Annotated in this window: 20 protein-coding genes, 2 pseudogenes and 1 other annotated feature (1 of these 23 running past the window's edge); of the genes and pseudogenes, 13 read left to right on the top strand and 9 right to left on the bottom strand. The window is 47.5% G+C overall.

All coding sequences use genetic code 11. The features are described 5' to 3' along the window. Positions 1-26 precede the first annotated feature (26 nt). Positions 27-2,192, bottom strand: coding sequence for a Cna B-type domain-containing protein (locus ACYVUT_RS05670; RefSeq protein WP_484501639.1), 2,166 nt, complete (start codon positions 2,190-2,192; stop codon positions 27-29). Positions 2,193-2,605: 413 nt separating this feature from the next. Between ACYVUT_RS05670 and ACYVUT_RS05665 the strand changes: the two genes are divergently transcribed. From ACYVUT_RS05665 to kefF, 5 genes are all read left to right on the top strand, one after another. After that, positions 2,606-3,034, top strand: a complete 429-nt coding sequence (locus ACYVUT_RS05665) for a GNAT family N-acetyltransferase (protein WP_484500252.1) — start codon at positions 2,606-2,608, stop codon at positions 3,032-3,034. 180 nt (positions 3,035-3,214) lie between these two features. Further along, positions 3,215-3,727, top strand: a complete 513-nt coding sequence (locus tag ACYVUT_RS05660; RefSeq protein WP_484501638.1) for an SRPBCC family protein — start codon at positions 3,215-3,217, stop codon at positions 3,725-3,727. Positions 3,728-3,755: 28 nt separating this feature from the next. Then, entirely contained in the window at positions 3,756-4,583 is an 828-nt protein-coding gene (locus ACYVUT_RS05655) for an SDR family NAD(P)-dependent oxidoreductase (RefSeq protein WP_484501637.1), read from the top strand. A gap of 34 nt (positions 4,584-4,617) precedes the next feature. After that, a complete protein-coding gene (locus tag ACYVUT_RS05650; RefSeq protein ID WP_484500251.1) occupies positions 4,618-5,127 on the top strand; it encodes a MerR family transcriptional regulator in 510 nt (169 codons plus the stop codon). 35 nt (positions 5,128-5,162) lie between these two features. After that, on the top strand, positions 5,163-5,726 hold the full coding sequence (gene kefF / locus ACYVUT_RS05645; RefSeq protein WP_484501636.1) for a glutathione-regulated potassium-efflux system oxidoreductase KefF: 564 nt from the start codon (positions 5,163-5,165) through the stop codon (positions 5,724-5,726). A 102-nt stretch (positions 5,727-5,828) separates the two neighbouring features. Here kefF and ACYVUT_RS05640 read toward each other — a convergent pair. Next, positions 5,829-6,659, bottom strand: a pseudogene (locus ACYVUT_RS05640) (SDR family oxidoreductase). A 257-nt stretch (positions 6,660-6,916) separates the two neighbouring features. Between ACYVUT_RS05640 and ACYVUT_RS05635 the strand changes: the two are divergent. Then, a complete protein-coding gene (locus tag ACYVUT_RS05635) occupies positions 6,917-7,798 on the top strand; it encodes a LysR family transcriptional regulator (protein ID WP_484501635.1) in 882 nt (293 codons plus the stop codon). Positions 7,799-7,998: 200 nt separating this feature from the next. Here ACYVUT_RS05635 and ACYVUT_RS05630 read toward each other — a convergent pair whose 3' ends face one another. From ACYVUT_RS05630 to ACYVUT_RS05620, 3 genes are all read right to left on the bottom strand, one after another. Further along, positions 7,999-8,640 (bottom strand): tyrosine-type recombinase/integrase, encoded by a 642-nt coding sequence (locus tag ACYVUT_RS05630; RefSeq protein ID WP_484499154.1) that lies wholly within the window; start codon positions 8,638-8,640, stop codon positions 7,999-8,001. A 317-nt stretch (positions 8,641-8,957) separates the two neighbouring features. Beyond that, complete coding sequence (locus ACYVUT_RS05625) at positions 8,958-9,278, bottom strand: hypothetical protein (protein WP_484500248.1); 321 nt, start codon at positions 9,276-9,278, stop codon at positions 8,958-8,960. An 11-nt stretch (positions 9,279-9,289) separates the two neighbouring features. Next, positions 9,290-9,694, bottom strand: a complete 405-nt coding sequence (locus ACYVUT_RS05620; protein ID WP_484500246.1) for a helix-turn-helix transcriptional regulator — start codon at positions 9,692-9,694, stop codon at positions 9,290-9,292. Between the two features lie 103 nt (positions 9,695-9,797). Here ACYVUT_RS05620 and ACYVUT_RS05615 point away from each other — a divergent pair, with 103 nt between their 5' ends. Beyond that, the gene (locus tag ACYVUT_RS05615) at positions 9,798-11,177 is read left to right on the top strand and encodes an IS3 family transposase (RefSeq protein ID WP_484499678.1); all 1,380 of its coding nucleotides are present in this window, start codon (positions 9,798-9,800) and stop codon (positions 11,175-11,177) included. A 208-nt stretch (positions 11,178-11,385) separates the two neighbouring features. On the opposite strand, the gene ACYVUT_RS05610 is transcribed toward ACYVUT_RS05615, so the two are convergent. Together ACYVUT_RS05610 and ACYVUT_RS05605 are read right to left on the bottom strand one after the other, a co-directional pair. Then, the gene (locus ACYVUT_RS05610; RefSeq protein ID WP_484500245.1) at positions 11,386-12,324 is read right to left on the bottom strand and encodes an ATP-binding protein; all 939 of its coding nucleotides are present in this window, start codon (positions 12,322-12,324) and stop codon (positions 11,386-11,388) included. A 166-nt stretch (positions 12,325-12,490) separates the two neighbouring features. Then, complete coding sequence (locus tag ACYVUT_RS05605; protein WP_484500243.1) at positions 12,491-13,228, bottom strand: MerR family transcriptional regulator; 738 nt, start codon at positions 13,226-13,228, stop codon at positions 12,491-12,493. A 94-nt stretch (positions 13,229-13,322) separates the two neighbouring features. On the opposite strand from ACYVUT_RS05605, the gene ACYVUT_RS05600 reads away from it, so the two are divergent. Beyond that, complete coding sequence (locus tag ACYVUT_RS05600) at positions 13,323-14,660, top strand: MATE family efflux transporter (RefSeq protein ID WP_484500242.1); 1,338 nt, start codon at positions 13,323-13,325, stop codon at positions 14,658-14,660. 46 nt (positions 14,661-14,706) lie between these two features. Here ACYVUT_RS05600 and ACYVUT_RS05595 read toward each other — a convergent pair whose 3' ends face one another. Beyond that, on the bottom strand, positions 14,707-15,432 hold the full coding sequence (locus tag ACYVUT_RS05595; RefSeq protein ID WP_484500241.1) for a DUF554 domain-containing protein: 726 nt from the start codon (positions 15,430-15,432) through the stop codon (positions 14,707-14,709). A gap of 389 nt (positions 15,433-15,821) precedes the next feature. Between ACYVUT_RS05595 and ACYVUT_RS05590 the strand changes: the two genes are divergently transcribed. From ACYVUT_RS05590 to ACYVUT_RS05570, 5 genes are all read left to right on the top strand, one after another. Further along, positions 15,822-16,898, top strand: coding sequence for a carbamoyl phosphate synthase small subunit (locus tag ACYVUT_RS05590; protein WP_484501634.1), 1,077 nt, complete (start codon positions 15,822-15,824; stop codon positions 16,896-16,898). Next, positions 16,891-20,091: a carbamoyl-phosphate synthase large subunit gene (gene carB / locus ACYVUT_RS05585; protein ID WP_484501633.1), complete on the top strand. Its 3,201-nt coding sequence runs from the start codon at positions 16,891-16,893 to the stop codon at positions 20,089-20,091. Before ACYVUT_RS05590 ends, carB begins: the two co-directional genes overlap by 8 nt. Positions 20,092-20,336: 245 nt before the next feature. Further along, positions 20,337-20,747 carry a MarR family winged helix-turn-helix transcriptional regulator gene (locus tag ACYVUT_RS05580; RefSeq protein ID WP_484501632.1) on the top strand — a complete coding sequence of 137 codons (411 nt, stop codon included), beginning with the start codon at positions 20,337-20,339 and terminating at the stop codon, positions 20,745-20,747. Beyond that, entirely contained in the window at positions 20,734-23,088 is a 2,355-nt protein-coding gene (locus tag ACYVUT_RS05575; protein ID WP_484501631.1) for an ABC transporter transmembrane domain-containing protein, read from the top strand. Before ACYVUT_RS05580 ends, ACYVUT_RS05575 begins: the two co-directional genes overlap by 14 nt. After that, positions 23,081-24,895, top strand: coding sequence for an ABC transporter ATP-binding protein (locus ACYVUT_RS05570; RefSeq protein ID WP_484501630.1), 1,815 nt, complete (start codon positions 23,081-23,083; stop codon positions 24,893-24,895). The genes ACYVUT_RS05575 and ACYVUT_RS05570 overlap by 8 nt, the downstream gene beginning before the upstream one ends. A gap of 62 nt (positions 24,896-24,957) precedes the next feature. On the opposite strand, the pseudogene ACYVUT_RS05565 reads toward ACYVUT_RS05570, so the two are convergent. Then, positions 24,958-25,707 (bottom strand): annotated as a pseudogene (locus tag ACYVUT_RS05565) (class I SAM-dependent methyltransferase). Positions 25,708-25,855: 148 nt separating this feature from the next. Continuing rightward, positions 25,856-26,048 (top strand) — a binding site (T-box leader) (it continues 23 nt past the right edge of the window).

Raw genomic sequence — 26,048 nt, 5'->3', positions numbered from 1 at the left:
TCGAAACTATATGCCACTTCTTGCCATCAAGAAGGTGGATGTATTCTGGCATGTCGACCAGTTACAGTCGTAGTAGAAAAGCGTACTGCCATGTCGCTAAAAGCGTACTGCCAATTAGTCAAGGCAGAAACTGTTTGCTTGGCAACTTCTTCGCCATCGGCCAAAAGATGAATTGTAACTGAACTTGGTCTTAATCCATCTTGGTTATTCTGGTCATTCCAAGTCTTAACCCCGGCAATCGAATTCTTGCCTGGCGCATGGCTGTTAATCAAGTCATAACCTTGAATTTGGCCAGTATAACCAGCTACTGGATCTTCCTTAATTGAGTACGCAATTTGCTTGCCATGATCAAATTTTGGAAGATTGCTGAAAGCATAGTGCCAATTGGTTGCTTCAGAAACAGTCTGTTGAGCGACTTCTTGACCATCGGCTAACAAATGAACCGTAATCGAAGCTGGGCGCAGACCGTCTTGATTATTTCCATCAACCCAAGTCTTCTGACCCAGTACAGCTGTGGTTTCCGGCTGGTGGGTATTAGTTACATCGTAACCATCGACTTGTGAATCGTAGCCTTTGACTGCATCTTCCTTGATGGAGTAAGCGATCTTCTTGCCATCCTTATATTCTGGCAAGTTATCGAAACTATACTGCCACTTGTCTGCTGCAGTAACCTTCTGACTATTGATTTCCTCCCCATCCGCTAAAAGATGAACTGTGATCGAGTCAGGACGCAGACCATCTTGGTCGTCATTATCTTTCCAGCTCTTTTGTCCAGAAACTGTAACCTTTTTGGCTTGCTTATTAGTGATTGTAAAGTCATTTCCAGTGTTGGAGACACTGCTTTCGTACCCATCAGGCACGTTCACTTCTTTCACCGTATAAGCAATTTTATTGCCATGAACAGCTTTGACCAGTTTATCCCAGGTGTATTTCCAGCCATCTGCTGCTGTCAACGTCACCGGATCACCAGTTGGATTACCATCGGCATACAACTGGACTTTAATGCTTTCCGGCCGGTCGGATTTATCATCCCCAACCCAGTCTTTTTTTACGCTGACGCTGGTCCGATTGCTGCCATCCACCCCGCCGTCAGCGTTGACATTGGTTACCTGGAAATTGAAGTCTTTCCCTGCAACAGCTGAATCACCTGAAATCTGATACCAAGCTTGGCTGTTGTTAGTGAACTTCTTCTGATTGTAATCAATGATCGAAGTCTTGTAGTTGATCACAATGTTGTTTCTGGAGACATGACGTTCTGGCAAAACTACGTTGATATTCTGTCCATCAACCTTGATTTCTGAACCTAGATATGCAGCTTCAAACTTACTGATTGCATCATCCCCATAGAAAAAGTCATTATTCCGACCTGAAACTGTAATCTTAAAACTGCTTGTATCGAGCTTTTGTCCTGGCTGAATTTGGTCAAGAAGCTTGGTGTCACCAATGACTTGATCTTTAGTGTTGTTCACGCACAAGAACCAGCGAACGTGGTCAGTATCCGATGGAAGCATGTCACCAGTCTTGTAGTAAAACGGGTTTCCACCACTACCAGAATCGCCAGACTTTGGTTTCGTAATCTCAATGTCGTTATACTTGGACCCGCTGCTAATTCTAACCGTACCAATTGACTCAGATGTAGTGTTCGTTACGTTGCGTCCTAAGATTTCAAATGATGCCCAGCCATTAACGTTGTCAAGATCCTCGATATTCTTATTAAAAGAGACGACCGCACTGTTTTGTGTGATCTGTAAAGTACCGACGTTTACACCGTCAATGTAAAGATCTTTGTTAAGCTGATAACCTTCGGCAAAAACTGTACTGCTACCTGTCCATTTCACTGAGATCTGGTCGCCTTCTTGCATCTTGACAGCATGGTCATCAAAATTGAATTTCACTTCAATTCTTTCGCCATCATTCACATGTGATTTTGAAACCGTCAGACTGGTGATGTTTGAACTGACATCCCTGCCGGAAGACTTTTGCGACGGAGCACGTGCTTGGTTAGTTCTTAAACGGTCCGTATTACTTGACTGTGCCTGGCTGCTGCTTATGGAGTTTGCTTCTGAAGCAGCTTCAGTATTAGTGGAAGTCTCCTTTTCTTCCTCATCTCCTTCCGCTTCGGTAGATGATGTTGTTTCTGTTGTTGCCGCAATGGAGTTGGTTACATTAACGGACAAGTTTCCCAACAACATCAAGACAATCATCTGCCAGGCTAGGAATTTCCTAAGCCTTTTTACTTTTTTCCTTTTCCTCGTAAAAATACCTCCCATTTTTTCTATTCAAGGCACAAAAATCTGCATTGCAATCAGATTATATCTGTTAAGTTATAATAGTGCTCAAAAAAAGAGCTCGGTAGCCCTAAAAACAGCTATAACAAGTTAATCTAATTTGTAGATTGATAATACCTTGCGTAATATGTTAGCGCTATTTTTTGAAAAAGTCAAAACCTTTTTAAAAATTAGAACGGACCAATTTTGCTTTAAATCAGATCTAATTTCATTACTATTTTTAGCAGAAAATAGTGTTAAAATATCAGAAATACTTAATTTAAGAGGTGCACAAAATGAATATACGGCGCGCACGGGATAAAGATGTCCCAGCAATTATGAATTTACTCAACGAAGTGCTTGAAATCCATGCTTCTATCCGGCCGGATGTCTTTATTCCTGGTACAACCAAGTACACGGTTGAAGAACTGATGGAATTGTTAAAGGACGATCAAAAGCCAATTTATGTTGCGGTTAACGAAAATGATGACGTATTAGGCTATGCCTTTACGCAGCTTCAAGAGCAGCCTTTTTCTACAAACATGGTGCAGTTCAAGTCACTCTTTATAGATGATCTGTGCGTTGACAGCTCCCGCCGCTCTCAAGGCGTCGGCCGGGCTTTGCTGGATTTCGTCAAGCGCGAAGCCAAGCGCCTAGGATGCTATGAAGTGACTCTAAACGTTTGGGCCGGCAACGATTCCGCCATTCGCTTCTATGAGAAAAACGGCCTCAAAGTCAAGGAAACTACGATGGAATACATTCTGTAGCCACTAAAACTACAAAACGACCCGTGGAGCAAGTGCTCACGCGGTCGTTTTTTGCTTATTCAAGTACTATTTTTAAGGAGTCAGTGCAATTCCCCCAAAAAATCAAAATAATGCTTGACCTAGAGCTAGCTCCAGGTTTTACAGTAATTACTATCAAGTTAACGAAAGAAGGAATTACACATGCATTCAATTAGCTTTCCAAGCCGTTTTTTGCCTGGAACGACTGACAATTTTGTTTCTAATGAGGTTATTGTTAAAGATCTGACAGTTTTTGACATCTGGCACTATCTTATAGATACTGCTGAATGGGAAAAGTACTACGACAACGCCGCTAATATTGAACTTACCAACGGCGAAAACAGCGATCTTCACTACGGCGAACGTTTCCACTTTGATACTTTCGGCTTCCCGATCGATGCCCAGGTCATGGAACTGGTCAGCCCGACGGTTGACAGTCCGGTAGCCAGAATCGCCTGGCATGGCTGGAATGACGGGGATGAAGACTCTTCAATCGACGTATACCACGCTTTCTTGATCGAACAGCTGCCTGACAATCGTGTCCGCCTCTTGACCCAGGAATCTCAGCTGGGCAAGTCTGCCGCTGAACTGGCCGTAACTGTCCCAAACCCAATGCTTAACGGCCACCAGGCTTGGCTTGACGGCTTGGTAACTGCAGCTAGAGAACAATATTAACAATTGTAGACAAGGAGGTAAATTAACCATGAAAACTTGGATGATTACTGGTACTTCAAGCGGTTTTGGCAAGGCCTTGGCAAGCAAGCTGGCCCAGGAAGACGGCGTCAGCGTCATCGCCACCGCCCGTAAGGAAGCTGATTTTGACTATCTTGATCAGTACGATCACGGTCAGATCAAAAAAGTCATCGTTGACGTGTCTGATCCGCAAGCGGTCAAGCGGGCAGCTGCAGAAGCCATGGCATTTTCGCCAAAAATCGATGTCTTGGTCAATAATGCCGGTTTAGGTTACTTCTCAACGATTGAAGAAAGCGACCTGCAGGAAGTGCGCTACATGTTTGAAGTTGACTTCTTTGGCCTGGCCGAAATGACGGAAGCCTTGCTGCCGCAGTTCCGGGCTAACAAGAGTGGTATAATTGTCAATATTTCATCGGCTCTGGGCTTGACTACTCTGCCAACCATGGGCTACTACAGTGCCGCAAAGTTTGCGGTTGAAGGCTATTCTGATGCCCTGCGCCAGGAAGTAGCTGACCTTGGAATCAAGGTATTGACGGTTGAACCGAGCGGCGCGCGGACCAACTGGGCTGGCTCTTCATCTGAAAAGAAGGTGCCGGAAATCGCTGACTATGCCAAATTCAAGAACATGGTTGCAACGACTGACCAGGCGGTTGACAATGCACCTGGGGATCCAGCTTTGATTGCCCAGGCAATCATTGACGCAGTTAACAGCGACGAGATGCCAGACCACCTGCCGCTTGGTGAATTTGCCTACAACGGCAGCCTGGAAAAGCTGCGCAAACTGGCAGCCGAAATTGAGAGCAATCGCGCCATCTCTCTGTCAACCGATGACAAGTAAGTGACTAAAAACAGATAAGCATTGGAGGAAAAAGATGAGCTACAGCATCGGCCAAGTTGCGGCAAAACTAGGCATTTCTATTGACACGATTCGTTACTATGACAAGGAGGGCCTTCTGCCCTTCATCCAGCGCAACGGAAACGGCCGGCGCGTTTTTTCCGAAAATGACGTTCACTTGATGCGCACGATCATCTGCCTTAAAAACGCCGGCGTGCCGGTGACCGATATTGCTGACTTCATCCAAATGCGCCTGCAAGGCGACAGCACCCTTGAGGACCGCTACCAGCTCTTGAAAGCACACGAAAAGGACCTGCAGACACAGATCAGCGACCTGCAGGATACCTTGTGCTACTTGAAGTTTAAGGAATGGTATTTCGAGACCGCGATTAAAGCCGGTACCGAAAAGATTCACTTCACTCCTGGCAGTAACGAAGTCGTGCCTGACTTGGCCGACCAGTATAGCCAGTATCTGGAAGAGAGCGGCCAAAGTGAGGAACTGGCCCGCTTCAAGAGCGTCAAGGACTACCGGAACCGCAGCCATTAATTTTCCCCGTGAAAAAAGAAGGCAAAAAAATCTCCATGAAAACTTTGATCATTTTCGCGCACCCGCATCCGCGCGCTTCAAAGGTCAACCGTCCGCTGCTCGAAGCAGCCGCAGACCTTGACAACGTTACAGTGCGCGATCTCTATCAACTCTATCCTGACTTCAAAATCGACGTGGCGGCTGAACAGGCAGCGCTTGAAGCAGCCGACCGGGTCGTGCTCCAATTCCCGATCTACTGGTACAGCAGCCCGGCCCTGCTAAAACAGTGGGAAGATGACGTGCTGACTCACGGCTGGGCCTATGGCAGCAAGGGCAAAGCCTTGCATGGCAAGGAACTGCTGGTCTGCGTTTCCGTTGGCGGCGGGCAGGAACATTACACCCGGGAAGGCCTGCACGGCTACCGGCTGGCGGAATTGCTCCGGCCATACCAGTCAATGGCCGGCTTGACCGGCATGAAATACGTCCGTCCCTTCATGACTTTCGGTTCCCGCATGATTGCCAATGAAGACCTGCAGAGCCAACAGCGGCGCTATCGCAGGCTGCTGCAGACGGCGGATCCGCTTCCCGCGTACGGACTGCTTGAAACTGAGAGCAACTGACAACTATTTAATTAATTCCCTACCTTATCTAGCAAAAAAGCCCCCGGGAAACTGCTGCGGCAGTCCCGGAGGCTTTTTGTCACTTTATGATTGTTATGCTCGTTATTTTTCTGGCTTGAGCGGGCCGTAGAAGTAACTTGAGGTGGCGCCACCGTCGATTAAGAAGGTGGAACCAGTGATGAAGGCGCCCTTGTCGCTCATCAGCAGTTCAGCCACGTTGGCAACTTCGTCGGCAGTACCTGGCCGGCCAGCTGGGCACTTGGCGAACATGTTCTTGTAGAAGTCACCGCGTGGGCCGTTGAATTCGTCCAGGGCCAGCGGAGTGACAATGATCCCTGGTGCGATATCGTTCAAGCGGGCACCGCGTTTGCCCCACTTGACTGATTCAGCCATGACCCGCTTTTCATTGCAACGCTTAGCCATTTGGTAAGCGTGCAGGGTGTCGCGGATGTTTTCTACTTGCAAAAGCGGCAGCTTCAGCAATTCTTCAGTTGGCGTGGTTGCCAGCAGTTCGTCTTCCTCTTAGGTGAGGGCCGGCATGCGCCAGCCGGACTGGCTGGAAATCGTCACGCCAACGCCGCCCTTCTTGATGACCTTACCGACTTCTTCAAGCAAAACCCCCGTCCCGTACAAGTCAACATTCAAGATCGTTTCAATTGAAGCTTGGCTCGGTGATACGCCGGCAGCATTGACCAGCATGGAAATTTCACCGTAGCTGGCTGCCTTTTCAATCAACTGCTTGATGGATCGGCGTGAAGACAGGTCCATTTCGACCGCTTCCGCGTCAAAACCGGCTTCGTTCATTACCTTGGCAATTGCTTCGGCATTCTTCAGGCTCTTGTCACCGATGACGATTTTCTTGCCGTAGCCCATTCTCCGGGCAATAGCCATACCAATTTGTCCAGCACCAGTTAAAATCATTACGTCTTTCATTTTTTTGCCTTTCTTCTCTGCTAAAAATATTAATATAAAAGTTGTTGGTAGATTTGCGCGATATTTGTAGTTTGGATTTGCAATGGATGCCTGTTTTCTCTAGAATCTGTCACCTTCTCCTTCTGGTAAAAAGCTTGTTTGCTCTAGATTTATTATTAGTATAGGCAAGTCCAGCTAATCAATCAATTCTTTATACTGTTCATATTGATAAGGCACAGTAATCGAAGTATCATATAGGCAGAGAAGGAGGCCGTCAAATGCTTTTTAGACAGATCGAATACCTGCAGGCTGTGGTGGAAACCGGCAGCTTTTACCAAGCAGCCGAACGCTGCCATGTCTCGCAATCGGCTATTTCCCAGCAGATTAAGAAGCTTGAGGAAGAACTTGACGTGAAACTGCTGGACCGGCACAACCGTACTTTTTCCCTGACGCCGGCCGGAGAGCATTTTTACCGGAAAAGCCTGATCATCATGAGCGATGTTGAGCAGATGAAACGGGAAACCAAAAGGATCGCGGATCATGATCATGCTGCGCTGCGCATCGGCTATTACAAGGGATACAATGGCAATGAACTGGCCGAAGCGGTTGCGGAATTCTCGCAAAAATACCCAACCGTGGAAGTCAGCGTCATTTCCAGGAGCCACGATGAGTTATATGAAGCCATGGAGAAAAACGACATCGATTTGGCCTTGAATGACCAGCGGCGTGCTTTTTCTGATGCCTACAACAATGAAGTCCTGGCTGAAAGCCGGATGTACGCTGAGATTTCCAGCCGCAACCCTCTGAGCCGGCTGGATCAGCTGGAGATTTCTGAGCTGAAAAATACCGCCTGCATTCTGGTGATCAACTCCGCCGGCCGCCAAGAAGAAGAAAGATACTACGGGGAGGTCGTCGGCATCAAGGGGGACTTCCTTTTTGCCGACTCGCTTCAAGAAGCAAGAATGAAAGTCATCACTGGCCAGGGTTACCTTCCGGTTGACGTGATTGGCAGCCAGCCGCAAAGTGATGGTACGATTGCCAGGATCCCCCTGGTCCGAAACGGCGATCCCATCAGAAAGAACTACTGCGCTTTTTGGCGAAAAGACAATTCCGGCTACTATGTCGAAGACTTTGCCAAAATTCTGCAGAGCCGTTTTTAAATTTGTAAAAGAAAAATCCTTCGAAAAAACTCGAAGGATTTTGTTTTAGTTGATTTTAAGTTTACATAATTATTGTTATGTATATATAATTACTGACTTTTTATCAGTGCTGAGAGGGCGATTCTGCTGCGCTTAAAAAGCTAGAAGTGATCAGTTGCACATTTAAGCGCAAATAATTGCAAGTTCAAAAATGCTATCTTTTATCCTAATCGGAAAGTCTTTAAATCTTCTTCCATGCTCTCGTCCTCCAGACCGATGTAGCGCAAAGTCGTCGTCGGGCTGCTGTGGTTCAGCATCTTCTGCAGCTTGTACAAGGCCCGGGGGTCCGGATCGCCAGCCGGGGTGGTCGCGCTCTTGATATAGTGATAGCCAAAAGTTTTGCGCAGGGTGTGTGTGCCGACAGTATTCGGATCAATCTCACACTGCCGGGCTGCCCGCTTCAAGTCCTTGTAAAAAGACTTGCCTTCAATATGCCCCTCCCCTTTTCTGGAAGGGAAAAGCCAGTCATCTGGCTTTAGCTGCATTTGCGCGATGTAGTTGGCCAAATCCTGGCTGATATTGCCAATGTATGCATGTCGGTTCTTGTGGGTTTTGGTTTCAACCAGGTTGTACCATTCTCCGTCCTCGATATCTGAGACCTTGGCCTTGACGATATCGGAAATCCGGAGCCCCGTGTTGATCCCAAAGACAAAAATCATGGCATTCCGCAAGCCATTTCTGTTTTGCCCGGTGACAGTCCCGGTTCCGAACTGGAGCGCCCGTTTCATGGCGTTGATTTCTTTTGCTGTCTTCAGCGGCCGAATGTTTCGGCTGCTTTCTGTTTTCTTGACTTTGCGGCCCATTTTGCTGTTAAAATCCTCCCCTCTTTGAATGCGTCTTTATGTATTTATTCTATCATAAAGGTGCATTGAAGTGGCAAAATTGTCCAAAAATCCGTCCTAGCCAATTAAGATTTGAATGCGTAAAAATGCCTATTTCTACGCATTCGGTAAAAAACTGTTTTTGCGCGTAAAATGCTGAGAAAAGCTCTCATTTGCGCCCAAACTTTTCCTCCCTGGAGACTTGACCGTTTATCGCAACTCAGAATCAAAATGCAAAAAGCGGCAATTTTTAGCTTGCCGCTTTTTAACAATCTGCCGAAATTCCGGATTAGATAATTCTAGCTGATGCTCAAGCCAATAATCGCGATACATGCGCCAACGGCCATGAAGACTATTCCAAGGCAGGCTTGTTTTTTTAGCTGGTCGCTTTTTGCCCGGTCTTTGGGAGTGAGCGAAGTCAAAGGATATTTTTTCCGGTAGATCAAGTAGGCCAGGAGTCCTTCCCCTCTTTGACCGCTGCTGAGAAACAAGGCGGTTCCTTTGGGATGCGGAATTCCGCGCATCTCCGCATCAAGGCGCATTAAAGAATAGATTTGGTACCAAGTATAAAAAATACCGACAAAAGTGACTGCCAGGCCAATTAAGATTAACAGATTCATGATTATCCCTCCTAGATTCTTTTAACAATCTGCATCAGCAAAAAGGACACGCTGGCGACCAAGGAAACAAACAGAATTATATAGGCAGCTTGACTTGCCGCGTAACGTAAAACCACCGCGCCAATGACCAGCAACAATAAGTTGACCAGTAAAGCCGCTGTCAGTTGCTTACCTTGTTTTACGGTGTCCATTTTGTCTTCCATGTGCTGGACCAGGTCCTGGTCACCTTTTAGCAAGGCATCTAGACTGATCTGGTAGAGATCGCTGATGGCCAGTAAACTGACCAGATCAGGATAAGTACGATTATTTTCCCAGTTGGACAAGGTCTGACGAGAAACCTGCAACTTGTCAGCCGCGGCTTCTTGCGTTAATCCCGCTTGCTTGCGAGCTCTTTTCAATCTTTCTCCTGTATTCATTTTTCTGCTCCTTTCTGTCTTAATTAAGCCGTATTTTTTGCAAAAGGTCCAGCTAATTGATATGACCCCCGAAATTAGGACACTAATTTCGGGGGTTATTTTCATGACTAAATACACTAAAGAAATCAAACTCGCTATTTACCACGAATGGGTAGACGATCATAGAAGAGGCACCTACCTCAGCCGAAAATATGGGATGGAGCGCGGAGGAATCCAATATTTGGTAGACTTGATCCAAAAGCATGGCGAAGACATTTTGGATCGCCCACAACAGAAATATACTGCTGATTTCAAGCTTGCTGCCATTGATAGAGTTCTGCTAGGTGGTGAAGCTCTTAGGCAGGTTTCCTTAGACTTAGGGCTTACAAATACAGGAATTCTTGCAAATTGGCTTCGCTCTTTCAAAGAAAACGGGTATACTGTCATTACCAAGAAGAAAGGTAGACCACCCAAGAATGCCCAAAAGCAAGGACAAACAACGGATCAAAGAGCTGGAAGAGCAGGTAAAGAGGCTTACAGTCGAGCTTGCATACATAAAAAAATTGGAGGCCTTAATTCAAGAACGGAAGAGCCAAGAAAAGAAAAATTAGCTCGTGCAATCACTGAATTAAGGCAAGAATTGCGGCTTAGCGTTAAGTACATTATCGACGTTATCAATGCCAACCCTGGATTGCCTCATATCTCAAGAAGTAACTACTACTACCAAATCCATAAGCCTGATAAGGATTCTGGTAACCAGAAGCTGATGGATAGAATCAAAGAGATCTTTCTTGAACACAGCCGACGCTATGGGTACCGGCGAATTTACGGACAGCTTCGCCGGGAAGGCTATGAGATCAACCATAAGAAGGTGCAGAGGCTCATGCAAAAGATGGGCTTATTCGCCATCGCAATCCGCAAGAAACGTAAATACAGCAGCTATTACGGCGTTCAAGGCAAGATCAAGCCAGACTTAATCAAGCGCAATTTTTACGCAATTATTCCGGACAGACATTGGTTTACCGACGTGACTGAATTCCATCTTAAAGATCAAAAGCTCTACCTTTCTCCAATTATCGATGGTTGTACCCAAGAAATCATCTCCTACAACATTTCTAGGCACCCAGACCTTAAGCAAGTGATGACTATGCTAGATGACGCATTTGAGAAGCACCCGGCTCTTAACGGGCTTATTTTCCACTCAGACCGTGGCTGGCAATATCAGCACCAAGCATATCAAGCGGCTCTGGCTAACAGAGGGATCGATCAGAGCATGTCCAGGTTGGGTAATTCTCTTGATGACGGCTTAATGGAGGGCTTCTTCGGCATTCTTAAGCGGGAGATGTTCTACGGCCAAGAACATAAATACAAGGACTTAAATGAGCTTGAACAAGCTATTCACAAATACATCGATTACTACAACAACGTAAGAATCAAGACAGGACGAAAAAACATGACCCCGATTGAATATCGGAATCATGTTTTAACAACCTTAACGGCGTAATACTAAATTGTCCCAATTTTGGGGGTCACATCAAATTTCTTTGACATCTCCGTCTTTTTCTTTGTCAAAATCCTTTGACATCCGCGATGTTACAGGAATTTCTTACGAAATCACTCTGTTATTGCCCATCCTTGATCGAATACAAAAAAGCAGCATCCCCTTCTCGAAGGAATCGATCAAGGATGCTGCATTTTTGCCATTATTTTTTCTACTTCGATAACTGATATTTTGTGCCTCTGCCTTCCCCGACTTTGAGAAGGTACCCCTTCTTTACCAAAGAGTTAATCAACTTTAAGGTTTTGGTTCGACCAAAGCTGACCTCTTCATTTATCTTGCTGGTAGTTTCGTTTCCAGATTGAACTGCTTGATAAATTTTACCTTCATCTTTAGAAAGATTGACTGGTACTGATTGTAAAAGCGGCAAAATTATCACGATTGAGTTCTCAAAGATTTTAAATTGAGGTTGAATAACGCTTCCTTGATAACTACTGATAATTCTGCGGATTCCCGTACCAAATTGTTCAATTAAGCCTAAACGGTAAAACACATTCGCCAAAATCGGGTTGCGCAGTATTGAAATTTTCCCTGAGAGATACTCCTCTTTGCTCAAGCCACTTGGCAAACCACCGGGTGAAACAATTTCAATTCTGTTGTCAAACATTGAAATTTTGATTTGAGAGTTCACATTCCAAGTCCGATGTACCAATGCGTTAGCAACTGCTTCTCTGAAAGCCTCCTCAGGTATCTCTGTTACCAGTTCTCTGTTAAAGCCCTTGATTTCTTCGTATTGGTAATACTGTCGATACATGTTAATGGAGAGATTATATTGATCTAAAACAGAAATACCTTCATAATCTTTTCGATCCAGCATGATATTAAGATTTGCTCCAAAACGAACCAAATTGATACCACGAAAATGATTGTGATCAGCCAAAAGTGCCCCAGCGTTGGTGTATCCGCTACCCTTGCGAAGCAAATCCAAAGTTATCAGAATATCTTGATTCAGCGCCTCTATGCCAAGCTTATCCTTTAAAGCAGTTTCCAAGCTAGAGAAAGTTAAATTTTGCTCCTGGGCTTGCAGGCTATCAAAAGTCTGATTCTTGCCTTTGAGTATCAAGCGGGATAATAAATCCTTGGTCTCACTCATGGTTCTCACCTCCCCCTAATTATAGCAATTGGAGCGAAAAAACGATAGATTATCTTTTCAATCGCATTTACGCTCGTTTAGAAGCGCTTTTTTGATCAAAAGTGAGTGCAAATTCAAAAGCAGCATCCCTTCACGCGAAAAAACTGTAGAGTTGCCGCTTATTTGCTCACAGATCCAGCTTAGCAGAATACTTGATGATCACAGATCCGCCATGACCCAGGACTGAACTGCTGAAATCTTCTTGATAAAAAGGCGGCAGCACCCTTGCTTGTTTTTGCATAAATTCCAGCGCGCGTGGTCCGTTGGCCGCCACTTGTTCATTCTCCAGTTCCTGGTAAAAATAAGCATATTTGCCTGCTGCTTTGACAAAATTGCCTTCCCCTGCACTGACCACTTTGAAAAAGCGGCTGATCGTTGCCTGGGCAAAATCATCAGTCATCACCCCGTAGCGGGGACCAAAGTTGATCGGATTCAGCGAGACGCCCCGCCTAAACGGACTTACCTCAAGATACTCCGTCGGGCAGCTTTCAATGGTCAGATTCTGGCAGCCTAATTTTTCAAAATCATCTATTCGCTTGTCAAAAAAGAGTAAGCTGCTTTTGATCCGGCTTAGCTGATTCAATGCGTCTTCAACCGCATCCTGCTGTTTGAGCAGGTAGCTGCGGCGGTCCTGCAGTTTGGTCAAGGCAAAAAAGCGGCCAACTTCATCCAGGCTGCTGCCCAGTTTTTCCAGCAGGCGGATGGTCGCTACCTGGTCCACCTGCTCCAACCGGTAGTAGCGGTAGCCGTTGTCTTTGACTAATGCCGGCAGCAAAAGCCCCTTGGCTTCATACAAATAGAGCGCCTTCTTGCTGACAGCGCACATTTTGGCGAAATCGCCAGTCTTGATCAAATTTTCGTCCATCGAATTTTCCTTTCAAAAAACAGGTTCCAGCCTTGACTATGCCCTTAGGGCATAGTTTACCCTAAAGGTAAGCAATTTGAAAGCAGGTACAGAGATGACAAGTGAATTAAGAAGAAAAGTCTGGAGCTTCAGTCTGCCGATGATCTGTGAACTGGTCGTCCAGCAGCTCTACAGCGTGATTGACATGGCAATCATTGGCCGCTATCTTGGGGCCAGACAGCTCGGTGCCGTCGGCAACGCTGCCAGCGTGATCATGCTGTTTCTGGTGGTTTCGGGTGGCTTTGAGATGTCGGTTGACGTCACGGTTTCCCGCCTTTTAGGCGCGGGCAAGTACAAGGAAAAGGCAGCGATGGCCCGCGACACGCTTTTTCTTAGCGCGATCAGCGGCTTGATTCTGGTGGTGATTGCCTGGATTTCCCTGCCGGCCCTCTACAAGGCGATCTCACTGCCGGAAAACATGATGGGGGATGCCCTTCTGTATGGCCGGGTTTACCTTTTTGCCCTGCCGATCATTTATATTTACGATGTTGGCCGGGCCATCCTCATTTCCAATGAGCGGGCAAAAATCTCCTTCTACCTGCTGGCTGCCTCCAGCGGCTTGAACCTGCTCTTGAACCTGCTGTTCATTCTGGTCCTGCACCTGGGTGTTTTGGGTTCAGCTCTCGGAACGGTTCTGGCGCAAGGGATGATGATGCTGGTGACTCTTTGGCTGTTGGCCAAGATGGACCAGCAGGAAAAAGAACCGATCTCTCTTAAGCCGGACCTCTCTTTTGATAAGATCAAGCTGATCATGCACATTGCCCTGCCGACGATCGTCCAGCAGTTTGCGGTAACTTTTGGCGCCACCCTGGTCCAGGCCTGGGTCAACCCCTTCGGCCAGGAAGCTATCCTGGGCTATGTAGCCATCGTCAAAGTCATGAACTTGGCGACCATCGTCCTGGTTGGTTTTGCCCAGACATTGACCCTAATGACTGCCCAGCTTTTAGCAGGCAAAAAGTACTCAGCTGTCAGAGCTGTCTACCGCTATTGCAGCAAGATTTCCTTGATCTACTGGCTAATCAGCTCCGTTTTGATGGTTCTGGCCAGCCGCGAGCTGGCCGGGCTCTTCTTTGATCCGGCGCAGAACCAGGCAGCTTATGGCTTCTTCAAGGTCTACCTGTTGGCTTTCGTTGGCATTCAATTGCTTTCTGTTTTCAAATTCTTGAACGAAGGCCTGCTCAGAAGCATGTTTTTAATGAAGGAATACCTCTACTGCAATCTCGGAGAACTGGGCCTCAAGCTGGCGGTCAACTGGCTGCTGCTTGCACCTTTAGGAACGAATTCTTTCTGGAGTTCCCAACTGGGCACCAGACTCCTCTGCGTATTAGGATCGACAATCCTGATCTTAAAAGAACTGCAGCGTTTGGAAGCAGAAGAAAAAGCCGGCGAATAAGCCGGCTTTTTCTTGTTCAATGCTTTACAGTATTTGAATCTGATCATCAGCCAATTACAGGAATAAAAGCAAAAATCCAAGCGACGACTAAGGCTGGCAAAAAGTTGGCAACGCGTACCTGCTTGTCCCATAGCAAGTTGACTCCAACGCAGAAAATCAAGACTGAACCGACTAAAGAAATGTTAGCCAAGGCAGCGGTAGTCATAACTGGCTTGATATAGTGAGCCAGCAGGGTCAAGCTCCCTTGCAGCAGGCCGACTGACACAAAGGAAAAAATGCAGCCCTTTCCTTCAGCGCTGGTCATCACCATGACAATGACAAAGTCAAGAATGGATTTCGCGATCAAGGTGTCTGGCTTATGATAGATACCGTCATTGATGGAGCCAACGATAGCCATAGCGCCGATGCATACGACCAGGGATGCATCAACAAAAGCCGTGGTAAAGGCCGGGTCCTTGCTATTGCCGGTCTTATGCTTGAGGAAGTGACCAAAGGATTCAAAGTAGGCCTCAATGTTGAGTAATTCCCCCACCAAGCCTCCGATTGCTAGAGACAAAATCATCATCAAGCTGGAACCACTGGTCAGCTGACCGTTTTTGACCTGCAGCATTTTTTCTATCGCCCCTGCGATCCCTAAAAACATGGTCCCCAGACCGCAGGCGACCATTAGTGTTTCCTGCACCCGGGCCTTTAGCAGATGGCCGAAGTTCAAGCCCAGCAAACCACCGCAGATGATGGCGGTGACGTTGATTACAGTTCCGATTCCTGGCATGTGTTTCACCTCAGTCAAAAGTATAGCATAGGAAAAAGCGCTTTTTAATTTAAATATCATTTCAATAATTGAAAGGCGAATATTCGTGATTATCCAGGCAAAAATTGTTTTTTCACTGTCACATCAACGATTACCAACTAAATGCATACAAAATATACGCCTTTCTTAATGAAAATCAAGAAAACTACTTGCAAGCCTTGCATCTATCCTTTATACTATTGAAAAAACAGAAAGGAAGCAGCAAAAATGACCGCATTTATTAACGTTAATCCCGATATCTGCCCAGCTTCATTCGCTGTTTCTTTTCCATTTTTTCAATTTATTAATATTTCATCACTTAAGACATGTCACTCGTTGATATGTCTTTTTTTATAGGAGTCAAACAATCAATGAAAGCGCGTTTAATACTGGAAGATGGACACGTTTTTGAAGGCGAAAGCTTCGGCGCGGTCCATGATGTCATCAGCGAATTCGTCTTCAACACGGCGATGACTGGTTATGTAGAAGTCTTGACTGACCCGTCATACGCTGGCCAAAGCGTAGTCATGACCTATCCCTTGATCGGCAACTATGGCGTTCCCCTGGATGACCAGGAATCTGCCCACCCCTTTGTAGAAGCCTTTGTAGTAAGCGAGCTTTCCCGCCTGGGTTCCAATTTCCGGATGAACATGAGCTTAAACGACTACATGATTGAAAACAACATCCCCGGCATTCAAGGCGTCGACACCCGGGCCATTACCCGGATCCTGCGCAAAGAAGGCTGCATGAACGGCATGATCACCACTAAAGATTATGAAGTCAGCGAAGTGATCGACCAGATCAAGGCTTTCAAGATCCACGGTGTCGTTGAAAAATGCAGTTGCCTTGAACCCTACCATGTCGGTCAAGGTGACTACGAAGTTGCCCTCTACGACTTCGGTGCCAAGCGCAATATCGCTAGAGAACTAGCCAAAAGAGGCTGCCATGTCACTGTCCTGCCAGCTGACACCCCTGCCCAATATGTCTTAGACCACAACTTCGACGGAATCATGCTGTCAAACGGCCCTGGCGACCCAAGCGAATGCACGGAAATCATTGACCAGCTGAAGATTCTTGCTTCTTCCGGTATCCCGATCTTCGCCATCTGCCTTGGCCACCAGCTTTTAGCCTTAGCCCACGGTTTTGCAACGGAAAAAATGGTCTACGGCCACCACGGCAGCAACCACCCAGTAAAGGATCTGACTACTGGCCGTGTCTACATTTCCTCGCAAAACCACAACTATGTGATCAAGGAAGACACAATCGACCCTGAGCAAGCCAAGGTTTGGTTCAGAAACGTCAACGACAAGACCATCGAAGGCCTGGAATACTTAAACGAAAACATCAAGTCCGTCCAGTTCCACCCGGAAGCCTGCGGCGGCCCGCACGACACGGAATACCTCTTTGACAGCTTTATTGAAATGATGGGAGAACACAAGAATGCCTAAGCGTGACGATATCAAAAAAGTTTTAGTGATTGGTTCAGGCCCGATCATCATCGGCCAAGCCGCAGAATTCGACTATGCCGGCACCCAGGCCTGCCGGGCTCTTAGAGAAGAAGGCATCGAAGTTGTCCTAATCAACTCCAACCCAGCCACGATCATGACTGACGGCGACATGGCTGACCACGTCTACATCGAACCTTTGACTGTCCCGGTCGTTAAGCAATTGATCGAAAAGGAAAAGCCAGACGCCCTTCTGCCAACGATGGGCGGGCAAAACGCCTTGAACATTGCCATGGCCTTAGCTGACGAAGGCTTTTTGGAAAAGCACCATGTCAAGACGATCGGTACGGACACCGACACGATCAAGATGGCTGAAGACCGGCTGGAATTCAAGAACTTGATGGAAAAAATCGGTGAACCAGTTGCCAAGTCAGTCGTTGTCAACTACGTTGAAGACGCCATCGCTTTTGCTAAGGAAATCGGCTATCCGGTAGTTGTCCGCCCGGCCTACACCTTAGGCGGTACTGGCGGCGGGATCGCCCACAACGAACAAGAACTGCATGAAATCTGTTCTAACGGCCTCCGCCTTTCCAGAGTTACTGAATGTTTGATTGAGCAATCAATCGCCGGCTGGAAGGAAGTTGAGTACGAAGTCATGCGCGACGGTGCTGGCAACTGTATCACCGTCTGCAACATGGAAAACATGGACCCGGTTGGCGTCCACACCGGTGACAGTATCGTGGTCGCGCCATCTCAAACCTTGTCAGACAAGGACTACCAGATGCTCCGGTCTTCTGCCCTCAACATCATCTCTGCCTTGAACATCAAGGGCGGCTGCAATGTCCAGTTTGCCCTTAACCCAGATTCTTTCGAATATTGCGTCATTGAAGTCAACCCGCGGGTTTCCCGATCTTCTGCCCTGGCTTCAAAAGCTACCGGCTACCCAATCGCCAAACTCGCCACTAAGATTGCTTTAGGTTACACCCTAGACGAAATCGTCAATGCCGTGACTGGTAAGACCTATGCTTCTTACGAACCAACCCTTGACTACATTGTCTGCAAGATTCCTAAGTGGCCTTTTGACAAATTCTACGACGCCTCCCGCAAACTGGGCACCCAAATGAAAGCAACCGGGGAAGTCATGGCTATCTGCAACAACTTCGAAGGTGCCTTCATGAAAGCTCTCCGGTCTTTGGAACAAGACAGCTACTACCTTTATAATGAAGAAATTGCCCAGCTGTCAGCCGATGAACTCCGGAAAGACCTCCGCAAGATTGACGACAAGCGGGCCTTCAGAATCGCCGAAGCCTTGAGAAAAGGCGTCTCCATCCAGGAAATCCACGCCATTACCAAGATCGACGTCTGGTTCATTGACAAAATCAAACACCTGGTTGAAATTGAAGACCGGCTGAAGGCTGAAGAACTGACTCTTGACCTTTTGAAACTGGCCAAGCGTTGCGAATTCCCAGACCGGGTTATTGCCAAGCTTTCCGGCAAGACGGCTGATGAAGTCTACTACCTCAGAAAGGGCTTGAAGATTACGGCTGCCTTCAAGACTGTCGACACCTGCGCGGCTGAATTTGACGCCGAAACTCCATACTTCTACAGCGTCTATGGCGGTGAACATGAAATCCAGCCAGACCAATCCAAGAAAAAAGTGATCGTCTTCGGCTCCGGCCCAATCAGAATCGGCCAAGGGATTGAATTTGACTACTGCTGCGTGCACAGCGTATGGGCCTTAAAGGAAGCCGGCTACGAAACTATTATCGTCAACAACAACCCGGAAACCGTCTCCACTGACTTTGACATCGCCGACCGCCTCTACTTTGAACCTTTAACGGCGGAAGACGTGCAGAGCATCATTGAACTTGAACAGCCAGACGGTGCAATCGTCCAATTCGGCGGACAGACAGCCATCAAGCTCTCCCAGGACTTGATGAAGATGGGCGTGCCGATCCTGGGGACCTCTGCCGACAGCGTTGACGCGGCTGAAGACCGGGAAAGATTCGACGAGATTTTGGAAAAGTGCCAGATCGACCGGCCAAAGGGGCAAACCGTCTTTACGGCTGAAGAAGCCTTAAAGGCCGCAAACGACTTGGGCTACCCGGTTTTGGTCCGTCCTTCCTACGTTTTAGGCGGGGCCGGGATGGAAATTGCCTTAAATGACGGCGACCTCAAGCGGTTTATCGACCACATTACGAGTCAATTCAACATTGAAGACCACCCGATCTTGATCGACAAGTACCTGGCCGGCAAGGAATGTGAAGTCGACGCCATCTGCGATGACGAAGGCATCTTGATCCCTGGGATCATGGAACACGTAGAAAGAGCTGGTGTCCACTCTGGTGACTCTATCTCCATCTACCCGCCGCAAAAAATCTCTCAGGAGATGAAAGACCGGATCGTTGAATACTCCAAGCGCCTGGCCAAGGCCTTAAAAGTCAAGGGTTTGATGAACATCCAGTTTATCGTTTACGAAAACGAAGTCTACGTGATTGAAGTCAACCCCCGCTCCTCCAGAACTATCCCTTACATCTCCAAGGTAACCGGGATTCCTCTGGTCGACGTGGCAACTAACGTCATCATTGGCAAGTCCATCAAGGAGCAAGGCTATGACTACGGCCTTGCTCCGGAAAAGAAGACGGTTGCCGTCAAGATGCCAGTCTTCTCCTTTGAAAAGATTACTGGGGCGGAAATTGCCCTGGGACCGGAAATGAAGTCAACTGGTGAAGTTCTGGGGATTTCTGAAGACGTTGAAGAAGCCATGTACAAGGCCTTTATGGGTACTGGCCTGGACCTGCCTAAGCACAAGAAGGTCATCTGCACGGTCAAGGATTCAGCTAAGGAAGAATTTTTGCCAATCGCCAAGGAATACCATGACTTCGGCTACGACCTTTACGCGACCCAGGGTACTTACGACTTCCTGCAAGGACACGGCATCCCTGCCCACCTGGTCAACCGGATCAACGACAAGGAGAACACCATTTTTGACTTGATCCTGACAGAAACGGTCGACCTGGTCATCGACATCCCAACCAGAAACAACAACTTGAAGGACGGCTTCTTGATCCGCCGCTTTGCCGTAGAAGCCGGCGTGCCGATCTACACTTCCCTTGACACGGCTCGGGCCTTGATCCACGCCCTGGAAGCCAAGCACGACAACAAGATCTCCTTGGTCGACATTACCAAGTTGTAGAAACTGTATTCCTTAATACTCAATAGTTTTAAGCGTCAGCATTTGCTGGCGTTTTTTCTTTGCAAAATTTACTTGATTTCCGCTTGTAATTGCTTAGCACGTTAAGTATAATGCTTAATGTGCTAATAATTAGGTTTCTAACAGTTAATCACCTAAGTAATGAATTGTGAGGTGTCATTGAATTGGATTCTTCAGAGAATTCCCAACAACAAAGCATTTTGAAAATCATCAGAAAGCAGGGTTATATGACCATGCTTTTGCACAAGGTCTACCATGCTGAGTTTAAGGACATGCAGCTGACCAGAGAATCAGGCGGCCTGCTCTACGCGATCAAGACCACCAAGTTCAATCAGACAGAACTTGCCCGGCTTTTTCACATTACCCAGGCCAGCCTGTCCGGCCGGATCAAGCGGCTGGAAAGAGACGGCTACCTGATCCGGGTGACTGACCCAAAAGACAGGCGCAAGTACCGGCTGGAATTGACCTACAAGGCCAACCAGGAACTTGATGAGGTCATTGCCAAAATGCACAAGTGTAACGCAAAGATCTTCCAGGGAGTGGATGACCAGGATTTCGACCAGATCATGAGATTTTTTGACATGATCAGCCACAATCTGGAAGCAATGGTCAAGGAGGACGAGGATGATCAAGCTTAGAAAATACCTATTACCCTACCTGCTTCCGATTTTATTGGCAATCGCTTTTATCTTCGGGCAGGCCCAGACGGAACTAGCTCTGCCGGACTATATGAGTGATATCGTCACCAACGGGATCCAGGCCGGCGGCTTTAAAGACAGCGTTGCTGATGTTTTGTCGCCTCAGACCTACCGGCAGCTACTGACTTATTCAAGTAAAAGTCACCAGCAGACGATCAAGGCCAGCTACCGCTATGTTAAAGCAGCTGACGTCTCAAGTGACTTGAAACAGACTTTTCCCAAAGGCAAAAATCTCTATGTCTTAAAGAAAAATGCCGACAGAGACAAGCTGAATAAGGCCATGCTGCGGGGGATGATCCTCTACTACACCCTCACGGGCAATAAGAATTCATCAACCAGCAAGAAGTTCCTTAAGAATATCTCCAAGGGCATCAAGACTGCCAAAGACCAATACGCCAAGGGTGAAAAAGCTTATCAGCAAATAGCTAAAGTTGCCCCGACCAGTCCGCAAGCCGTAAAAATGAAGAAGCAGCTGGACCAGGCTAAAAAGCAGATCGCCGAAATGGAAGCTGCTTACCGGAAAAAGGACTTGGCCTACTTCTTCAAGCAGATGAGTGCAAAACAAAAGCAGAAGATTTTTGACTCTATCGACAAGCAGATGAAGAAGATGGGGACCAGCACCATGAACATGGCCGGCGGCCGGGCGGTCAAGCTGGAATACAAGCGCCTTGGTGCTTCAACCAGCAAGCTGCAGACCAGCTACATTAAAAATGCAGGTCTGAAGATGTTGGGCATTGCCCTGCTAGGTTCTGTTGTGACTATTCTGGCTGGACTTTTAGCTTCCAGAGTCGGGGCCGGCGTTGCCCGGGATCTGCGGCTGGCCCTTTTTGAAAAAGTCGAATCTTTTTCCAATACGGAAATGGACCGTTTCTCGACTGCTTCCTTGATCACCCGGTCAACCAATGACATTACTCAGATCCAGCAGGTCATTGTTTTGATGATCCGGATGGTGGCTTACGCGCCGATCTTAGGCATCGGGGCCCTCCTGCATGCTTTGGATTCCTCCCCATCGATGACTTGGATCATCGGTTTAGTCGTTTTGCTGATTTTAGTCATCCTCATGATTACCATGGGCCTGGCTATGCCGAAGTTCAAGATTGTCCAAAAGCTGATCGACAAATTGAATTTGTCCATGCGGGAAAACTTGACCGGGATGCTGGTCATCCGGGCCTTTGGCAATGAAAAAGTCAGTGAAGACCGCTTTGATGAGTCAAACCGTAATTTGACCAAGGTCAACCTCTTTACCAACCGGGTCATGTCAGCCTTGATGCCGATCATGATGTTCATTATGAATGCAGTTACTCTGGTAATCGTTTATGCCGGCGCCAAGCAGATCGACTTGGGCAAGATGCAAATTGGCGAAATGATGGCCTTCGTGCAATACGCGATGATGATCATCATGGCCTTCTTGATGGTCGCCATGATTGCCATCTTCATCCCCCGGGCCAGCATCTCAGCCGGCCGGGTGGCGGAAGTCTTGGAAACCGAACCTGAAATTGAATCTCCAGCTGAATGCAAGTTAGGCAAGGAAAATACGGGTGTTGTTTTTGACGATGTAACCTTCACTTACCCAGGCAGCCAGGAAGCTGCCTTGGAGCATATCAGCTTCACTGCTCCAGCTGGCAAGACGACCGCCTTTATCGGATCAACCGGGTCTGGCAAGTCCTGCTTAATTAACTTGATCCCCCGCTTTTATGATGCAACTGACGGTAAAGTCATGGTTGACGGAACAGACGTTAAGGATTATAACCTGCAAGACCTGCGGAAGCGGATCGGTTTAGTGCCGCAAAAAGGGCAGCTTTTGACCGGGACCGTTAAGTCAAATGTCTTATATGGGGCAAAGGATGATTCGCATTTAGAAGAAGCTTTGCGGGTATCGCAGTCAGAAGAATTTGTTGACCGCCTGCCAGGCAAAGTGGACGCCCCAATCGCCCAAGGCGGCAGCAACATTTCCGGTGGCCAAAGACAGCGGTTGGCAATCGCCCGTGCTTTGGCCAAGGATCCGGAGATCTTAGTCTTTGACGATTCCTTCAGTGCCCTGGACTTTAAGACTGACGCCAAGGTCCGCCGGGAACTGACTAAGATGGCTGCCAAGGAAAAGAAGACGGTTCTTTTGGTTGGCCAGCGGATCGCGTCAATCATGGATGCCGACCAGATCATCGTTTTGGATGAAGGCAAGATTGTCGGCAAGGGCACGCACCAGGACCTGCTCAAGAATTGCCAGGTCTACCGGGAAATTGCCTACTCACAGCTTTCAAAGGAGGAATTAGCTGATGCATAACCATGGCAACGCAAGAGGCAATGAAAAAGCAAAAGACTTTTCCGGCACTTTTGCCAGATTATTCCGCTACCTTAAGCCATATTACTGGTCTTTACTGGTGGTAGTGATCTTCGCGATCGCTTCGACCATCTTCTCCATTATTGGGCCGAAAATTTTATCAAAGGCAACTGACAAACTGATTACTGGGATCAGCGCCAAAATCCAGAATACCGGCGGAATCGATTTTATCTACATCAACAAAATCCTTCTGCTGCTCTTGGGCCTTTATCTCCTGTCCATGCTGTTTAACTACGTGCAAAGCTGGATTACTTCGGGCATTTCTCAGAAGGTTGCCTATTCCTTGAGAAAAGATATCGCGGAAAAAATTGACCGTCTGCCGCTCAGCTTTTTTGACAAGCATCCCAGTGGTGATATCTTGTCCCGGATTACCAACGACGTGGACACGATCGCCCAGTCGCTCAACCAATCCATGGCCCAGATCATTACTTCAACCGTAACAGTGGTTGGCGTTTTGGTCATGATGTTTTCGATCTCCTGGCAGCTGACCTTGATTGCTTTAGCGATATTGCCAGTGACTTTCGGCATACTTGGTATTGTCATGAGCCGGTCACAAAAGTACTATATCGGCCAGCAAAAGTCTCTGGGTGACGCGGATGGTCACATTGAAGAAATGTACGGGGCCCACCAGATCGTCCAGGCCTTTAACGGTGAAGCTGCCTCGGTGGCAACTTTTAAAAAGTACAATGACGAGCTTTACACTTCCGGCTGGAAGTCCCAGTTCTTCGGCTCCTTGATGATGCCGATTTCCAACTTGATCGGCAATATCGGCTACGTAGCAATCTGTATCGTGGGTGGCTTTTTAGCAGTAAACAGCGTGGTTACGATTGGTGACATTCAAGCCTTTATCCAATACGTCAAGAGCTTTACCCAGCCGATTTCCCAGATGGCTCAGATCATGAACATGCTGCAGTCAACGGCAGCGGCCAGTGAACGTGTCTTTGACTTCCTGGAAGCTGAAGAAATGCCGGAAGAAGAGGTCGAAATTTCATCTGCGGAAGTAGCTATGCTGCCAAGCGATGTGACTTTTGACCATGTCCGCTTTGGCTACAATCCAGACAAGATCATCATCAAGGACTTCAGCCTGGATGTTTCTGCCGGGCAAAAGATTGCTATCGTCGGGCCTACTGGGGCCGGTAAGACCACCCTGGTCAAACTCTTGATGCGCTTTTACGAGTTAAACAGCGGCAAGATCATGATTGGCGGCCAGGATATCAGCAAGATGAAGCGGTCTGACCTCCGGTCCATGTTTGGGATGGTCCTGCAGGATACTTGGCTCTTCAACGGCACGATCAAGGAAAACCTCCGCTACGGGAATCTCAATGCCAGTGATGAAGAATTGCGGCAGGCAGCAATTGATGCCCATGCCGACCACTTTATCGAGCAGATGCCAGAGGGCTATGACAGCATGATCAACGAAGAGTCCAGCAATATCTCTGCCGGGCAAAAGCAACTGCTGACGATTGCCCGGGCTTTCGTCAAGAATCCAAAGATCTTGATTCTAGACGAAGCTACGTCTTCAGTTGACACGCGGACGGAACTCTTGATCCAGCAAGGGATGGACCGGCTGATGAAGGGACGGACGGCCTTTGTTATTGCCCACCGTTTGTCAACGATCAGGGATGCAGACAGCATCATCGTTTTGAAGGACGGGGATATCGTTGAAGTTGGCAACCATGACAGCTTGATGGCAAAGAAGGGCTTTTACGCTGACCTTTACCAGTCACAGTTTGAACATGGCGAGGAATAAGAAAAAAGCAAATCACTTTGGATACAGGAAAAAGCCACCAAGGTCAAACTTGGTGGCTTTTGCTATTTCACGCTTCTGGTCGCGATGAAAGTCGGGATATTCAATTTGTGCAGGCGGCCTTCGCCATTGGTATCTTCATAGTGATTGGTCAAAGTAAAGCCTGCTTCCAGCTGGCCGCCGATCTGTTCATCCAAGGTATGAGAGAATTGGACGCCAGAATCATCTTTTTCCAGCTGCCGCATCTGGTCAGGATTTTTCAGCGGATTAAAAGGCAAGGAGTTGACGACATACTTCTCTTCATCGCTATCAAAAAGGTAGTTGATCCCGTTATCCAGGCCAACCAAGAGGACTCCGCCCTTTTTCAAGACCCGGTGGCATTCTTTCCAGATCGGCTTGACTTCTTCAACGTAGCAGTTGGCAACTGGCTGGATGATCATGTCAAAGCTTTCGTCAGCAAAAGGCAAAGGCTGGGTCATGTCGGCTTTGACAATGTCGATTTCGTAGCCTTCGCGCTTTGCAACCAGGCGCTCGCTTTACAGCTGCTGGTCAGAATAGTCCAGGACTGTGCATTCTGCCCCCAAGGCAGTCAAGATTGGCATCTGCTGGCCACCCCCGCTGGCTAAGCCAAGAACCTTTTTGCCTTGTAAGTCACCAAACCAGCTGTGCGGGACATATTTAACCGGAGTTAACTTAATCTCCCACTTTCCTTCTTTAGCGGCTTGAAAGGTCTCGTGGTCAATCGCCTTGCCCCACTCCCAGCCTTCCTTGACCCAGCGGTCAATCGTTTCAGCGTTGATGTCTTGGTAGTTCATGATTGTTTTTCCTCCTCGTAATTCATATTTTTAGTTTAACAAAGCGTTAAAATTCTTTCTAGCACTTATAACTTTAGGTTAACTTTTTTGTCATTTACTGTTGACTTTCTCAGATTTAGGATTAAGATATTAGACATGAAATCAAAACAACATTGCTTTGAAAAGGAAAAGTAGTTTTGGCGAGACCTGCAGAGAGCTTCTGGTTGGTGTGAAGAAGCGGTCAGACCAAGTGCGAAAATCACCTTTGAGCGGAAACTGCGATATTAGTGGTTTCGGGGTCCGCCCCTTAAAGCGGCAGCGCATTATCTGTGCGTGAAGGCCTAACGGCGAAAATAGGTGGT

The organism is Lactobacillus sp. WILCCON 0059, from assembly GCF_057197985.1.
Note: the sequence above shows the minus strand (reverse complement) of the source record. Positions and strands in the feature narration are given on the sequence as shown.